The organism is Oleiphilus sp. HI0079 (assembly GCF_001635105.1).
The window spans coordinates 14,259-28,957 of record NZ_LWFT01000462.1 but is presented as its reverse complement, the minus strand read 5'-3'; the positions used below and the strand labels follow the sequence as shown (position 1 = coordinate 28,957).

16 protein-coding genes are annotated in these 14,699 nt (G+C 47.4%); 2 read left to right on the top strand and 14 right to left on the bottom strand.

Annotation, left to right across the window (positions count from 1 at the left end; genetic code table 11):
- Positions 1-1,460, bottom strand: a 1,460-nt coding sequence (locus tag A3750_RS06130) for a hypothetical protein (RefSeq protein WP_231871739.1), incomplete at its 3' end; no start/stop codon positions are given.
- A 107-nt stretch (positions 1,461-1,567) separates the two neighbouring features.
- Between A3750_RS06130 and A3750_RS06125 the strand changes: the two genes are divergently transcribed.
- Together A3750_RS06125 and A3750_RS06120 are read left to right on the top strand one after the other, a co-directional pair.
- A complete protein-coding gene (locus A3750_RS06125; RefSeq protein WP_068457397.1) occupies positions 1,568-2,554 on the top strand; it encodes a DUF3187 family protein in 987 nt (328 codons plus the stop codon).
- 36 nt (positions 2,555-2,590) lie between these two features.
- Positions 2,591-3,169: a YfaZ family outer membrane protein gene (locus tag A3750_RS06120; RefSeq protein WP_068457395.1), complete on the top strand. Its 579-nt coding sequence runs from the start codon at positions 2,591-2,593 to the stop codon at positions 3,167-3,169.
- 109 nt (positions 3,170-3,278) lie between these two features.
- On the opposite strand, the gene acpS is transcribed toward A3750_RS06120, so the two are convergent.
- The 13 genes from acpS to A3750_RS06055 all read right to left on the bottom strand — a co-directional run bounded on the left by acpS (position 3,279) and on the right by A3750_RS06055 (position 14,639).
- Positions 3,279-3,650 (bottom strand): holo-ACP synthase, encoded by a 372-nt coding sequence (gene acpS / locus A3750_RS06115; protein ID WP_068457393.1) that lies wholly within the window; start codon positions 3,648-3,650, stop codon positions 3,279-3,281.
- A 5-nt stretch (positions 3,651-3,655) separates the two neighbouring features.
- On the bottom strand, positions 3,656-4,408 hold the full coding sequence (pdxJ, locus tag A3750_RS06110; RefSeq protein ID WP_068457390.1) for a pyridoxine 5'-phosphate synthase: 753 nt from the start codon (positions 4,406-4,408) through the stop codon (positions 3,656-3,658).
- A gap of 27 nt (positions 4,409-4,435) precedes the next feature.
- A complete protein-coding gene (gene recO / locus A3750_RS06105) occupies positions 4,436-5,206 on the bottom strand; it encodes a DNA repair protein RecO (RefSeq protein WP_068457378.1) in 771 nt (256 codons plus the stop codon).
- Positions 5,207-5,217: 11 nt separating this feature from the next.
- Positions 5,218-6,201, bottom strand: a complete 984-nt coding sequence (gene era / locus A3750_RS06100) for a GTPase Era (protein WP_082863281.1) — start codon at positions 6,199-6,201, stop codon at positions 5,218-5,220.
- On the bottom strand, positions 6,198-6,878 hold the full coding sequence (gene rnc, locus A3750_RS06095) for a ribonuclease III (RefSeq protein ID WP_068457420.1): 681 nt from the start codon (positions 6,876-6,878) through the stop codon (positions 6,198-6,200). The genes era and rnc overlap by 4 nt, the downstream gene beginning before the upstream one ends.
- Positions 6,879-6,892: 14 nt before the next feature.
- Positions 6,893-7,288, bottom strand: coding sequence for a DUF4845 domain-containing protein (locus tag A3750_RS06090; RefSeq protein WP_197466370.1), 396 nt, complete (start codon positions 7,286-7,288; stop codon positions 6,893-6,895).
- An 85-nt stretch (positions 7,289-7,373) separates the two neighbouring features.
- A complete protein-coding gene (gene lepB / locus A3750_RS06085; protein ID WP_068457373.1) occupies positions 7,374-8,144 on the bottom strand; it encodes a signal peptidase I in 771 nt (256 codons plus the stop codon).
- A gap of 52 nt (positions 8,145-8,196) precedes the next feature.
- Complete coding sequence (gene lepA / locus A3750_RS06080) at positions 8,197-9,996, bottom strand: translation elongation factor 4 (RefSeq protein ID WP_068465886.1); 1,800 nt, start codon at positions 9,994-9,996, stop codon at positions 8,197-8,199.
- Positions 9,997-10,057: 61 nt separating this feature from the next.
- Entirely contained in the window at positions 10,058-11,428 is a 1,371-nt protein-coding gene (locus tag A3750_RS06075) for an AarF/ABC1/UbiB kinase family protein (protein ID WP_068455277.1), read from the bottom strand.
- A gap of 38 nt (positions 11,429-11,466) precedes the next feature.
- Positions 11,467-12,495: a lipoyl synthase gene (lipA, locus tag A3750_RS06070; protein ID WP_082863175.1), complete on the bottom strand. Its 1,029-nt coding sequence runs from the start codon at positions 12,493-12,495 to the stop codon at positions 11,467-11,469.
- Positions 12,492-13,076, bottom strand: coding sequence for a lipoyl(octanoyl) transferase LipB (gene lipB, locus A3750_RS06065; RefSeq protein ID WP_231871740.1), 585 nt, complete (start codon positions 13,074-13,076; stop codon positions 12,492-12,494). The genes lipA and lipB overlap by 4 nt, the downstream gene beginning before the upstream one ends.
- 119 nt (positions 13,077-13,195) lie before the next feature.
- The gene (locus A3750_RS06060; protein ID WP_068455280.1) at positions 13,196-13,459 is read right to left on the bottom strand and encodes a YbeD family protein; all 264 of its coding nucleotides are present in this window, start codon (positions 13,457-13,459) and stop codon (positions 13,196-13,198) included.
- 13 nt (positions 13,460-13,472) lie between these two features.
- Positions 13,473-14,639, bottom strand: a complete 1,167-nt coding sequence (locus A3750_RS06055; protein WP_068465885.1) for a D-alanyl-D-alanine carboxypeptidase family protein — start codon at positions 14,637-14,639, stop codon at positions 13,473-13,475.
- Positions 14,640-14,699 lie beyond the last annotated feature (60 nt).

The window sequence follows — 14,699 nt, the reverse complement described above, 5'->3', positions numbered from 1 at the left end:
GGCGCATCGACGGTTGGCAGCGCAACGCTAAGGCTTTGTTTCAACTCTCCATCCAGGCCCATCGAAAAAACCCAGCGCGCGCCCATGATGTAACAAAGCATCTCAAGCATTGGCGTTGGGCCCTTCTCAGGCTCCTTCCGCCCGTCTCCTGACTGACTAATACCGCTACCAGCATCTGCTTTTCCACTGGTAACGAGTTCTAGTAAAAATCTTGGGCCAGTTCGTGTATCGGGCCGATACTGTGCTCGAACAGTAAACGAATCAACACGCGCTTGAAGAAGTGCTCGTTTAAACGCATTTCGCACAATTCGCTTTAGTTTCTCTGGGTCGCCAACCGCAAATGCAGGGAGGTTCGGATCAAAATGAATGTTGGCAGAGATCGCTCTGCGCTCTAAACGAGGCAAAAACTCCTGGTATACCTGCAACATCATCACCCTGAAATTAAACGGGATCTCGCTAAGGATAAGTTCGCCTGACTCCATCTGTGCACGATCATGCAGATTCGCAGCAACGCTCATAACGGCACTAAGATAGCTTGAACGAAATGCAGCCTGCGGATCGCCTGTGCGCGCTGCTCGAGCTTGTAAGACGAGTGCGCGAGCGAGCGCGTTCTTGATATCCAAGCTGGCATGTTCTGTAGAAAGACTTTGTCCTGCCTGGCCTCGTTCAATTTTAGCAATGTGCGTTTCGAGATCTCTAATTTGAGATTCAAACTCAAAACGCTCGACTTCCGCACTCTCTTTCAGAACAAGAAAGGCTCGCCAAACATTGCTTAATTCATCCTGCCTTCCGGCAACGAGATTTCTAACCTCAGCGGGCAACAAACGAGACTTAGAAACAGTTCTAACAAAAACTTGATTCGGCACGATGTAACAACGATAAAACAACAGGTATGTAATCAGCCAAATAGACGCGAGCTTAAAAAGCTCTTTACTAAAATCGACCCAAAGCTCCCCGACCAATTGCGAAAGGTAGTCTCCGAAGAAAAGCTCAAGATTGATTGAGCCAACCCAGTAATCTCCATGATTTCCCTCGTGCCAAATACTCAACGGGTGGGCAATTACACTTGTCGGACCACGGAGTAGATTCTTGCCGATACTTAATACTTGCCGATCATCTTTCTCGATGCTCCAGTAAAAATTTGCCTGCTCGATGGCGTTGTAAATCACCTCATTCATCGCAAGCGGGCCTTTGGGAAAAGCGCAGGAATACTCGATGCTGTTTAAACGCGCAGACAGGTTCTCGTAAAGCCCTGCTTTTAAGTACTTTGCAAGAGCGTCGTTCGACTCCCTAAAATGTTCATCGATACACGCAACGACCGCAGTTCGGTACCCCTTGTATCGCTCATAGCCCTCGATTAACTGAAATGCAGCCAAAAACAAGAGCGAGCCAAACAACACACGAAGTAAAAGTTTCCGCAGAAGACTTGCTTCCATTAGTCCCTTAATTAAAGCTCTCATTCCTACTTACACCCACCATTACTACTTTTATTATTTGTCGTTAATAACACTAACAAAATTCCGATGACTGCTCTATTCTGAGCGGCATTACCGACGAATCATTAATTATGTACAACTCAAAACTTACACAACGGCTAGTCATCAGCTTTGTCATGCTATGCGCTTGCCAAACGAGCGTAGCGAACATCCGATACATTAACTTGAGTCCCGTGATCGGGCAGCTCCCCCAAATAGACTACCCAGCACTGGACGCAAAAAGCTCTTCGGATGCTCGATACACGCTTGATATTGCCAGTGCAAATTACCTAAGCTCAGGCGATGATGGCAACAGTCTTTATAACATTGATGGAGAGACAAGCACCGTTCAACAATCATTGGAATTCACCCTAGGTAAGAATGTTGCCGGGATAACAAATAGATGGTTCAAGCATTCGACCGGGGTTATGGATCAGCTTATTTATGATTTTCATGACCTGTTTGGGATGCCCCAGAACGGCCGCACTGAAAACAATCAAAACCAACTCAATTGGCGCATTCAATCCAACAATCAAGATATCTATTCTTTAACCCGCTCCCAAACCGGTTATGGAGATACCACGCTTTTTTACGAATTCAGAGAGCTAGAAGCATTTTCAAATTTACGAGTGAGCTTATCAATTCCGACGGGTAGCACTTCTAAACGAACATCGACAGATACTTACGGTTTTACCGTCAGCTCGAGCCTGACCGGTCCAGACCTTTTCCTTTCGCAGAGCTATTTACCAACGTTGCGAACATGGTTTGGCGCCGGCGCTAGTATACTGCATAGCAACCATGAGTTTGGTGAACTCAAACCAAATCCGTTAATATTGGGCGGAACAATGGGCATGGGCTACGATGCAACCAACTCTTTAAGCCTAGAGGCGCAACTTGATACAAACTCGCCTTATTTTGACTCGAGCATAAGAGAACTTGGTTGGGTGCCCATTATTGCGAGCGTAGCAGTTAACTACGAGCTCCGTTCAGCAAAACTACAACTCGGATTCAATGAAGACTTAAGACCAAGCACCAGTCCGGACTTTTCGTTGTTTTCCTCTTTTCGGTATGACTTTTAATCCGCTCTCAATTTTACAACTCAGAAAAGGTTCTGCATGAAACAAATTTTCTCCAACTGTCTTTTAGGAATTATCGCCGTTTCGATCTTTGCCACTTCCAATGCTCATAGTGGCGAGGTTGCTTTTCGCATCAGCAACGACACCATTGGCGGCGGAATTGAAGGCGATCTTGGTAACTCAGGTTTGATTGCTGGTTTTGAACATTTCTACAAAGACAAAAGTGCGTCGATTAACATTAGTAATGTTAATCTCCATACAAAAGGACAAACCGCTATAGCGAATATGCCGACAACCGTGATGCTTGGACTAGAAGCAACCCGAATGAAAGAAGGTGGTTTTAAAGGCGCGGCAATCGCATTTGGAGGAAATATTCGAGTTAACATACCCGCTTCTCCGGGCTTGTCGACAGAGCTTCGCGCCCACTATGCGCCCGATATCGTAGCCTACGATGATGCTGACCGTTACACGCATGTTCGTGCCCAATTGAACTATCGCGTGATTCAAAGTGCTGACATTTCGGCAGGATACCAATACCTCAACGCCGGCGTTAAAGATAGCAGCAACGATCGAACGTTCGAAAGTGGGTTATTTCTAGGGTTACGGATCACCTTTTAATTTTTCTGAGGTTTGCCAGGCATCTTAATTGATTTGAAGCGCGTCGCCGGTTAAGCAAAATCGCCAAACCGTGCGACTAGATGCCTATCGCAGCCTCAAAGACAATCCATCAACTAACGTTCGCGTAGGCGATCACTAGTCCCGCTTCATCAGAGAGGCTCACCAACACTCGAGTGGCCCCCATCCTCTGGAATTGCTCTTCTGCCGCGCCAAAAAGATTGACGTAAGGCTTCCCCAATTCATCATGGTCTAGCGAAATATCTGTCCATGAGACACCGCCCGAAAAGCCAGTGCCTAAGGCTTTGGCAACGGCCTCCTTTGCGGCGAAACGCTTTGCCAAAAAAGCCACCTCATCAGCACTAACCAAAAACTGCTCTAACTCTTCGGGTGATAATATCCGACGCGGAAACTTCTCTGTATTTTTTGCAAACGCTTTCTCGATACGCGCAACATCGACGAGGTCTACCCCAATACCCAGCAAACTATCTAACCTCTAGCCGATTCGATAATAATCGAGCGCATTTCCGAGACGGCCTCTTTTATCCCGACAAACAAAGCGCGAGCGATAATACTATGCCCAATATTGAGCTCGTTGACGCCCTCAATCGACGCGATCTCATGCGTATTCTGATAATTCAAACCATGGCCTGCATTTACGATTAGGCCATGCTCTACGCCAAAACGAACAGCGTCAGAAATCAGCGCCAGTTCACTCAATTGGTGCGCTCTACTTTCAGGCTCCGCATAAGCACCAGTATGGAGTTCTATAGCCGCGGCACCGCAACGCCGAGAGGCCTCTATTTGCTCGAGACTTGGATCAATAAACAATGAGACCTCGACGCCTTTTGCTCCGAGCACATGGCACGCGCGTTTGATTTTTTCCTCATGGGCGATAACGTCGAGTCCCCCCTCTGTTGTAAGCTCTTCGCGCTTCTCCGGAACCAAACAAACATGCTCGGGCATGACTTTAAGTGCCAAGTCGATCATGGCATCCGTCACCGCCATTTCTAAATTCATCCGTGTTTGTAAGGTCTCTTTCATCACAAAGACATCACGATCTTGAATATGACGACGGTCCTCACGGGGGTGAATTGTAATACCATCCGCACCAGCTTCCTCAGCTAGCATCGCCGCTTGGACGGGGTCAGGATAACGCGTTCCGCGAGCTTGGCGGAGTGTTGCTACGTGATCGACGTTAACGCCAAGCAATACTCTCTGCGGAAATGATGTCTGTTGCATTACGATTCTCTCTCTGGTCTACACTGCTTAATTCTTAAGATGCCCAACAAACTGCTTTACGAGTTTGCGACTCTCCAACTCCTTGCCATCAAGCGCCTTATCAATCAACCCTCGAAGCAAGGCCTTGACTGAAGAGTTTGATATAAACGTGGCCGCGCGCTCACCGATGGACGAGTCCTCAGCACAGAAGACACTCGGGCTGTCCAAGATACTTGCTAGGCGATGGGCATCTGCGCCATTAATCAATAGCGGTTTACTACGCGCTGCGTTTGTTTCTGTTTGTGCGCTAAGCACAAACGCCCCATCTTTGCTTAAATAGTACGTAGAAGACGCCTCTAGCCGATTTCCCTGCCAGTCGTTATACAGATCAGGAAGAAGCCCTAGTGACCTAAGTAACTCTACCTCAAACCGTCTAAGAGAATCGTCAACATCATACCCTGAGCTGAGAGCCCCCAAAGCCCAAATATAGGCCTCAAAAAGAGGGTGCATAGGTTGCTCTTCCTGCAAAAGCTTGTAGAGCAATTCGTTTAAATACATGGCTGCGTAAAGGCTAATACCGGAGAACTGAAGCGCCGGACGCGGTGCTTCAGATTTGGAAAGGGTCTTAAGCGTCGCCCCTCCCACCCAATCTAAAAGAAGAGGCTGAAAAGGCTGTAACTGAGCACTCTTTGCAGACTTAGCTTTATAGGCACCCTTCGCAAGCAATGAAAGCTTACCATGCTGGTAGCTAAACACATCGAGCAATAAGCTTGTCTCTCGATATGCTCTTCGATGCAGGATGTAACAAGCATTCAGCATCGACGGATTGCCTATTGGTCTTTATACCCGAGACTTTTGAGCGCTCGTTCATCATCTGACCAACCGCCCTTCACTTTAACCCAAAGATTGAGCATGACTTTACTGTCAAACAAGCGCTCCATATCTTTTCGAGCATCGCGACCAATAATCTTGATTTGCTCGCCCTTTTCACCAATTACGATCTTTTTCTGTCCACTGCGCTCTACCAATATCAGTGCGCTCACATGAAGAATGTTCTTCTTTTTCTTAAACTCTTCGATCTCTACCGTAACCGAATATGGAAGCTCATCACCAAGTTGACGCATTATCTTTTCACGCACCATCTCCGCTGCCATAAATCGCTGACTTTTATCAGTGACTTGCGAGTCAGGAAAATAATGCATGCTCTCAGGGAGTAGGTCTTCTATCAAGTTCTCGAGGGAATCAATGTTATGTCCCTGCTTGGCGGAAATCGGAACGATCTCTTTAAAGCTATATTTCTTTGCAAGCTCTTCAAGGTAGGGCAAAAATCTACCCTTATCTTTGGTTCGATCTACTTTATTTACACACAAGATCACAGGCGCCTTAACCTGCTCCAATTTCTCGAGTACTAAATCATCGTCATCAGTCCAATACGTTCTGTCAACAACGAAGACTACGACATCGACATCCTTAAGAGAGCTTGAAGCGGCTTTGTTCATGTAGCGATTAATCGCTTTATGCTCTTTCAAATGTAAGCCGGGCGTATCTACGTAAACTGCCTGATTCTCACCATGCGTTTTAATACCAAGAATTTGATGCCTTGTAGTTTGCGGTCGCCGCGATGTGATACTCAGTTTTTGCCCCAAAATATGGTTCATTAGTGTCGATTTCCCCACATTCGGACGGCCAACAATCGCGACGTATCCGCAGCGAGTATTTTGCTTCTGAACAACCCCACCAAACGCCTTCCCTAGCAGTGCGTCTAGCTCATCAGGCGACTGCGTCGCGTCGGATTTTTTACTTTCATCACTCATAGAGATTTACTCAGTTGTTCAAGGGCGCTACGTGCAGCATCCTGCTCGGCGTGTCGTCGACTTGGGCCACTCGACTCGATTAGCACATCAGCGGGCTCAATACTGCAGCGAATAAAAAACGTTTGCGCATGCGCTTCGCCTTCTGTTCGCAATACTTCATATTTGGGAAGAGGCAACTTTCGGGCTTGCAAGAATTCCTGAAGCTGGGTTTTTGGATCTTTTTCGGTATCTTTAAGGCTTTGCGAGGCAAGTCGTTCTTCATACCACGATAAAATCATGTCTTTAGCGGCATCATGACCAGCATCCAGAAATGTCGCGCCGATAATCGATTCCAAGGCATCAGCTAGAATAGACTCTCGCCGAAAACCGCCACTCTTGAGTTCCCCCGGCCCTAAGCGCAGATAATCGCCAACATCAAAACCTTTTGCGATCTCCGCTAGCGTAACACCTTTTACTAAACGAGCGCGAAATCGCGATAACTGGCCTTCTTTTGCATTTGGAAATCTGAGAAAAAGTTGTTCAGCGATAACATATCCCAATATCGCATCGCCAAGATATTCAAGACGCTCATTGTTCTTGCCTTTAAAACTGCGATGCGTCAGGGCCAACTCAAGCAGAGTCTGGTCATTAAATGTGTGGCCAAGCTTTCGCTCGAGACGGCCTAAATCAGTTTGAATCACTCAGCTCCAAATTAGAGAAATATCTCTGTCGTTTCGTCCCATGTTACAACAGCATCAACGTTGTTGTAGATATTTATACGGGACTCATACTCGACAAAGATATACAAAACACCGCCATCCTTTTCGATGGTGACTGCGTCATTAAAATCAATTTCTCGAATATTGTTGGTTTGCATTCGCACTCGAAATCGCTTGGTGATTTCGCCGACACTTAGCTCTCGCGTTTCGGGATCTTTCTCGAAAGACTCAACGACAGATTGCAACTGCCAATGCTCAAAATACGCCGGGTACAACTTGAAACCCACGAGCAAAAACATTGCTGCCATCGCTACGAAAATCAAAATCGCGGGCATGGACGCCCCTCGCTGTCTTGCCGGAGTCGAAAATTGTTCTTGGGATTGCAGCATAAGTCCTCTCATACGGGTTTTGAATTGTCTCGCACACCTTTAAAGGGTAGACGGACAACCGTTGTTTTTCCATCAAATCAAAGGTTTACTCAATACCGCCGACTCGTGAGAACGAAGGCAGAGATGTAATGCTTTTCCATTGCATCCAAATCGCAAACGCCTTGCCTACAACGAGCTCGTCAGAGACAAAACCCCAAAAACGACTATCGTTACTATTATCGCGATTATCTCCCATCACAAAGTACGAATTGTCGGGTACAAGCCATTCGCCTTCTGCCTCAATATTTCGTCGCAACTGGTGCTCAATCAATTGATGCTTTACCCCACCAAGCTCTTCTTCAAATAGTTTATAGGGTGCAAAGTTCGCTAGCATACGCTCGCTCACCAATTCATCATTAATAAATAACTGCTTTTGTGAGTATCTAATTTTGTCACCCGGTAGCCCGACGACTCGCTTGATATAGTTAGTTTTCCCATCTTCAGGAAATTTAAATACCATCACGTCACCGCGCTGCGGATCATTCAATTCCACGACCTTCGTACCTGCAACAGGGAGGCGTAGCCCATACTCAAACTTATTTACCAGAATAAAATCACCCACTTCTAAAGTGGGCAACATAGAGCCTGACGGGATTTGAAACGGCTCAACCAAGAATGACCGCAGCACCAAAACGATCGCCAAAACCGGGAAGAATGAACGCGAATTTTCAATCAGCCAAGGAACCTTCACATCCTCGGCCTCACCTTCCTCACCAAGTTGAGCGCGCTTTTTCGCGAACACCAACACATCTAGCAAATAAACCAGACCAGTGGCTAGCGTCAAAACGACTAAAACCAGGGGAAAATCAATATCCATACTCTACTCGCAAATTTTCTTAAACGTTTATACGCCGACCTTGGAGGCCACATTAACTATCTACTTTGAGCACGGCCAGAAATGCTTCTTGAGGAATTTCAACGCTGCCCACTTGCTTCATGCGCTTCTTACCTTCCTTTTGTTTCTGGAGTAACTTCTTCTTACGACTTACATCTCCACCGTAACATTTTGCAGTTACGTTTTTTCGAAGAGCTTTCACTGTCTGTCTTGCAACAATTTGGCCACCAATCGCGGACTGAATGGCAACATCAAACATCTGACGCGGAATCAATTCCTTCATTTTTTCAGTCAGCAAACGGCCTTTAGACTGAGCATGATCACGGTGAATAATCAATGCTAATGCATCTACCTTGTCTCCATTGATCAACACGTCAAGCTTGACTAGATTTGCGGGTTCGAAGCGCTCAAATTGGTAATCGAGTGACGCGAATCCGCGACTAACCGACTTGATACGATCAAAAAAGTCGAGTACTACCTCAGCCATTGGAAGTTCGTATTTCAAAGCAACTTGACCGCCAACAAACTGCATATCAAGTTGGACACCCCGCTTTTCGACACAGAGACTGATGACATTCCCCAGATACGCTTGTGGCACGAGAATATTCGCTTCCACGACCGGCTCACGCATCTCGTCAATAGATCCGGGATCAGGAAGACGCGATGGATTATCAACCATAATCACATCGCCGTTACGTAATTTCACTTCATATGCGACAGTGGGCGCCGATGTTATCAGATCGAGATCATACTCCCGCTCGAGCCGCTCTTGGATAATCTCCATGTGCAGCATGCCAAGGAACCCACAACGGAAACCAAAACCAAGGGCGTCTGAAGACTCAGGTTCGAACTGCAGAGAAGCGTCATTCAGAGTTAATTTATCTAATGCTTCTCGGAAGGCCTCAAAATCATCCGCACTAACGGGAAATAATGCTGCGTACACTTGGGGCTTAACGCGTTTAAAGCCTGGCAACTGAGCCACGTCTTGCGTCTTGGCACTTGTGATGGTATCACCCACCGGCGCTCCATGAATCTCTTTGATTCCAGCAACCACGAACCCTACTTCACCCGCTTTTAGGACTCCGGTCTCATGATGTTTTGGAGTAAAAACGCCAATTGACGTAATTTGCTCAACCTTACCCGTCGACTTTATAAAAATGCGATCGCCCTTGCGCATCGTCCCAGACATCACTCGAACCAAGGAGACGACTCCGAGATAGTTATCAAACCATGAATCGATGATCAGTGCTTGGAGATTGCCATCGGTATCGCCTTCTGGTGGAGGAATAACTTGAATAAGCTCCTCAAGGACGTCTTCGACACCCATGCCAGATTTTGCACTGCACGCGACCGCACCAGTTGCATCGATACCGATTATGTCTTCGATTTCCTGCTTAACACGGTCTGGCTCGGCTTGCGGCAAATCCATTTTGTTGAGTACAGGCAACACTTCTAGGCCTTGCTCGATGGCGGTATAGCAATTTGCGACAGATTGCGCCTCAACACCCTGCCCCGCATCTACAACTAAGAGCGCTCCCTCACAGGCAGCAAGCGATCGAGACACCTCATACGAGAAATCGACGTGCCCGGGAGTGTCGATGAAGTTCAGTTGATATGTCTCGCCATCCTTCGCTGTGTAGTACAGCGTAACGCTCTGAGCTTTGATCGTAATACCCCGTTCACGCTCTATGTCCATCGAGTCAAGAACTTGCGCCTCCATCTCTCGCTCACTCAAGCCACCACAGACCTGTATAAACCTGTCTGCTAAGGTCGATTTGCCATGGTCGATATGGGCGATAATAGAGAAATTACGAATATTTTTAAGACTGCTCACATAGGGTACTCTTTCAAATTAAGGCGCGCATTTTATAGCATTTGACGCCTCGAGGGAAAACTTACTGCATGGGTATTTCAAGATACTCCCGAAGTATTGGTTCTCCGTCGAAACGCGCCCGCAATACTGAGATAAACGTATAAACTCCGACAAGCTTTCGGTTAAGAAAAACAAACTCTTTCGGAGGAATCTTGAAGTAGCGGCTAACCGCAGAGCGCGCGGCTATTTTGGCGATCCTTGTCGGCAAATCGCTTTCATTCCACAGATAGCGACCTTGAGCATCACAGTATTGGGCCTTGTCGATACCTTGAGAGGCTACAGGGACAAGAGGCTCAAGCACAGCCATACAAACCTTACCAAACTGCTCAAGCACATCTCTAGGCCATTCAGGCCGCATAAAATTCAACGCAATACCACCCGCGATCACACCCTCTAAGTCTCGGTGATAGGCTGAACGAATCATAGAACAGACTGGCTGGATAAAGCTTGACTGATATCGTTGTACCGCCCCAAAGTCCAAAAGAACGAGACGAACATCATTCTCGTCGATGCGAATCCGGTAATTCCCAAAATTTGGATCAGTTTGGATCTCGTGCCAAACAAATAGCTCATTTAAAAACAATTCTAGGAATGAAGCGGAAAGTTTGTCTCGCTGTTCCTGAGGAAGGGCTTGCGCCAGCTCACTGCCAACGTGCACACCTTTTTCGTAACTTGTCGCAAGAATATGCGCATTGGAATACTGCTGAATCACGCTTGGAACAATGTAGCGCGAATCGTCTTTTAACAACTCGTGAAAACGTTGCGTTGTCTCAGCCTCAAGGACGTAATCAACCTCTCGGTGCATCATCTCGCGCACCTCCAGCAACCATTCGTCAAACGCTGGCCCACGTGCAACAACGTTAGTCAGCCGCAATATTTGAGCAACCGAATCCAGGTCTGCATCAATCGCAGATGCAACGCCAGGATATTGGATTTTAAGACAAATTTCCTGACCCGAGCCCTTTATGCGCGCTCGATGTACCTGGCCTAGACTGGCTGTGCCAATCGGCGTCTCTTCGATATCAAGATCTTGAACCGCGTCCGAACCGAGCTGTTCAAACAGAATTCCTCTGACAATCGCCCACTCTAGCGGTTGCGTATTCTCTTCGAGAGTATGTAAGGCCTCAGTGACTTCGACAGGAAGAAAATGCTCACCATATAGAGCCATCATCTGCCCGATTTTCACAACACTACCTTTTAATTTCCCAAGCTCGTCAGCTAAATACTTCGCCTCTCGGGAGAGCGCCTGCCTGCGCGCTTCTTTGCGCCCTTCCGCCCCTTTAAACAGACCCGCCGTCAAGCTGCCAGCCATTCTCGTTCCAGCAACCAGACCTGCACGAGTGAGACTTAAGCGCCGTTCAAAGCTACCTGTCTTGATTTTCGAGAGCTTCATAATGCGCCTTGTACACGTCAAGTCGGCGAAGGGCCAAACTAACCGACCTTTTCCCCTTTCGCTTGTTTGTCCGCATGATAAGAGGAACGAACCAATGGCCCACTTGCGACATGCTTAAAACCAAGCGCACGCGCCTTCTCAGCCAACTCGTCAAACTCCGCCGGCGTTACAAAACGCTCTAGCGCCAAATGATCACGACTAGGCTGCAAATACTGCCCAAGTGTCAACATATCTACATCATGCTCTCGCAGGTCCGCCATTACTTGCTCGACTTCATCAAGCGTCTCACCAATACCTAGCATCAACCCAGACTTGGTCAATACATTTGGCGCCAGCGCTTTATACTCCTTCAACAGTTTGAGTGACCAAGCATAATCAGAACCCGGTCGCACCTTTTTATAAAGCGATGGGACAGTTTCGAGATTATGATTAAAAACGTCTGGCGGCGTATCCTTTAGGATATCCAAAGCAACATCCATGCGACCTCGAAAGTCAGGCACCAATACCTCGATTTGAATCTCTTCAGACCGCTCCCGCGTTTCACGGATACAGTCTGCAAAATGCTGCGCTCCACCATCTCGCAAATCATCGCGGTCGACAGAGGTAATCACGACGTAATTTAGCGCCATGTCCGCAATCGCTTCTGCCAACTCAGCAGGCTCATCTTGATTTAGCGGCTTTGGCCTGCCATGAGCAACATCGCAGAAGGGGCAGCGACGAGTACAAATATCGCCCATAATCATAAAGGTCGCCGTTCCACCACCAAAGCACTCTCCAAGGTTCGGGCAGGATGCCTCTTCACAAACGGTATGCAAACCATGCTTGCGGAGCTTTTGCTTTATCTCAGAAATTCTTGGTGTTGCAGGAACACGGACCCGAATCCAATCTGGCTTGCGCGGCATTTTTTCGGTGGGGATGACCTTAATGGGTATTCTTGCGACTTTTTCGGCGCCTCGAAGTTTCTCACCAGTCACCGCACGTTTGATTGATGGCTTAGCCTTGCCTGTCGCAGCATGATCTGGCTCGCCTGCACCGTCTAGATTCTCATCAATTGTTTTATTGGTCATAAAGTCTCTGTATATTCAATTACGAGCTGTTTGTACCCAAACTGCTCACGCAGAGCGTCAACCAAACGTCCTGCAAAAGGCTCGACGGGCTCCCAGTTTTCAAAATTAGAGAGCTGCGTCATTTCCAAGCCGCGATATCCGCACGGATTAATCCTGTCAAAGGGCGAGAGGTCCATATCGATATTAATACTTAAACCGTGAAAGCAACGCCCTTTTCGAATACGCAAACCAATCGAAGCAATCTTCCGCCCGTCAACATAAACTCCAGGTGCGTCTCTTCTTGCTTCTGCAGAAACACCTAATAAACCAAGCGTACTCACGATACTCGTTTCAATAAGCGTCACCAGCTGCCTTGCGCCAATTCCCATACGGTCAATATCTAGCAAGAGGTATACGACAAGTTGCCCTGGGCCATGATAGGTAACCTGTCCTCCGCGATCTACCTGAACAACTGGAATATCGCCTGGCGCTAATAGATGTTCTGCCTTGCCAGCCTGCCCCTGAGTAAACACAGGTCGATGCTGTAACACCCAGATTTGGTCTTCAGAATGATCGTCGCGCGCGTCAGTATATTGCTGCATGGCTTGCCATGTCGGCTCATAATCTGCCAACTCGCTGAGGTAGCGAACAAAGAGCTCTCTATCTTCGTTAGAAACAATCTGCTCGGGGCTTTCTGCTAGGCTCAAATAGCACCTCTTTCCTAGATAACCATTTTCACATGCGACACAGAAGTAATAGCCTTATGCATTGCATCTAGCTGCTCCCTGTCCGTCGCTTGGAAGCTAATCCTAAGAGACACAAAATTTCCATTTTTGCTTTCTTGAGCAACAATGCTATCTCGATCAAACCCGGGGGCATGTTCACTGACAATCGCTCCGACTACCTCACCGACCTCGGGCGCATTTGAACAAATAACTTTGATTGGATAGTGACATGGAAACTCAAGCTCTGGTACGTCGGCCATTCATCACCCCTCTCTAACCAAACAAACCTAGGAAAAACAATTTGATCCAGTCCCATATACGCTTGAACAATCCACCCTGATCAACATCCTCAAGCGCGACAATATGCTGATCGACCAATACATCGCCATCCAGTGTAACCAACAAACGCCCCATTCTATCTCCGAGCGCAACAGGAGCCTTGATGGTTGGATTGATTTCTAAGGTCGCCTCGAGCTCAGTCTTATGCCCCCTAGGAATAGTCACGGTCACGGCTTCGGCTAAACCAAGATTAATTGCATCTAACGCCCCACCCCAAACCTTTGCCTCGCTTAAAACCTCTCCAGCCGTGTAAAGCGGCGTTGTCTCATAATATCGGAAACCATAATTTAGTAATTTTTGAGTTTCTTTCACCCTTGCTTCTTCACTAGAAGTACCCATGACCACACTGATCAATCGCATATCATCGCGTTTGGCAGAGGACACTAAACAATAACCCGCTTCTTCAGTGTGCCCGGTCTTCAAGCCGTCGACTGATTTATCCCGCCACAAAAGACGATTCCGGTTAGGCTGCCGAATATTGTTGTACGTAAAGTACTTTTCTTTATAAACCGCGTATTGCTCTGGGTAATGCTGGATAATTGCTTTTGCCAGCAGAGCCATATCATGCGCAGTAGAGTAGTGACTATCCGATGGTAAACCAGTGGCATTCATAAAATTCGAGCCCGTCATACCAAGCTGGATAGCCTGCTGATTCATAATGTCGGCGAACGCCTCTTCGCTACCAGCGAGGTATTCTGCAAGCGCAATACTTGCATCGTTACCTGATTGAATGATGACGCCTTTCAATAGATCCTCAAGAAGGACTTTCGTGCCTTCTTTGATGAACATTTTAGAGCCCCCCGTGCGCCATGCTTTAACGCTAACGGGTACCTCGTCCGTTAACGACACATTGCCTTGAGCGATTTCACTCTCGACGATATAAGCCGTCATCATCTTGGTAAGGCTTGCCGGCGGCAATGACTCGTTAGCATTTTCCTCAATAATTATTTCGCCCGTTGTCGCATCCATCAAAACGTACGAACTTGCGCCAACCTGAGGCGGTGCGGGTATCAGCGCCGGCTTCGAAGCCGCCGAGGAAGCAAAAAGAGCTAGCAACAAAAGTGAAGTAAACGTGCTGCTGAAACGGAGTATTCTCATCATTGAAATACCTAAAAACCCCTAAAATTTATTTTACGATTTGTGTTTCGCAAGTCTAGCGTA

Excerpts from the sequence above, each read along its gene's own strand:
- A3750_RS06090 (WP_197466370.1), bottom strand. The coding sequence starts at position 7,288 with ATGCTGCAATCCCAAGAACAATTTTCGACTCCGGCAAGACAGCGAGGG.
- A3750_RS06060 (WP_068455280.1), bottom strand. The coding sequence starts at position 13,459 with ATGGCCGACGTACCAGAGCTTGAGTTTCCATGTCACTATCCAATCAAA.
- A3750_RS06120 (WP_068457395.1), top strand. The coding sequence starts at position 2,591 with ATGAAACAAATTTTCTCCAACTGTCTTTTAGGAATTATCGCCGTTTCG.
- lepB (WP_068457373.1), bottom strand. The coding sequence starts at position 8,144 with ATGGATATTGATTTTCCCCTGGTTTTAGTCGTTTTGACGCTAGCCACT.
- lipB (WP_231871740.1), bottom strand. The coding sequence starts at position 13,076 with ATGCAGCAATATACTGACGCGCGCGACGATCATTCTGAAGACCAAATC.
- lipA (WP_082863175.1), bottom strand. The coding sequence starts at position 12,495 with ATGACCAATAAAACAATTGATGAGAATCTAGACGGTGCAGGCGAGCCA.
- pdxJ (WP_068457390.1), bottom strand. The coding sequence starts at position 4,408 with ATGCAACAGACATCATTTCCGCAGAGAGTATTGCTTGGCGTTAACGTC.
- recO (WP_068457378.1), bottom strand. The coding sequence starts at position 5,206 with ATGCTGAATGCTTGTTACATCCTGCATCGAAGAGCATATCGAGAGACA.
- A3750_RS06055 (WP_068465885.1), bottom strand. The coding sequence starts at position 14,639 with ATGATGAGAATACTCCGTTTCAGCAGCACGTTTACTTCACTTTTGTTG.
- A3750_RS06125 (WP_068457397.1), top strand. The coding sequence starts at position 1,568 with ATGTACAACTCAAAACTTACACAACGGCTAGTCATCAGCTTTGTCATG.
- era (WP_082863281.1), bottom strand. The coding sequence starts at position 6,201 with ATGAGTGATGAAAGTAAAAAATCCGACGCGACGCAGTCGCCTGATGAG.
- A3750_RS06075 (WP_068455277.1), bottom strand. The coding sequence starts at position 11,428 with ATGAAGCTCTCGAAAATCAAGACAGGTAGCTTTGAACGGCGCTTAAGT.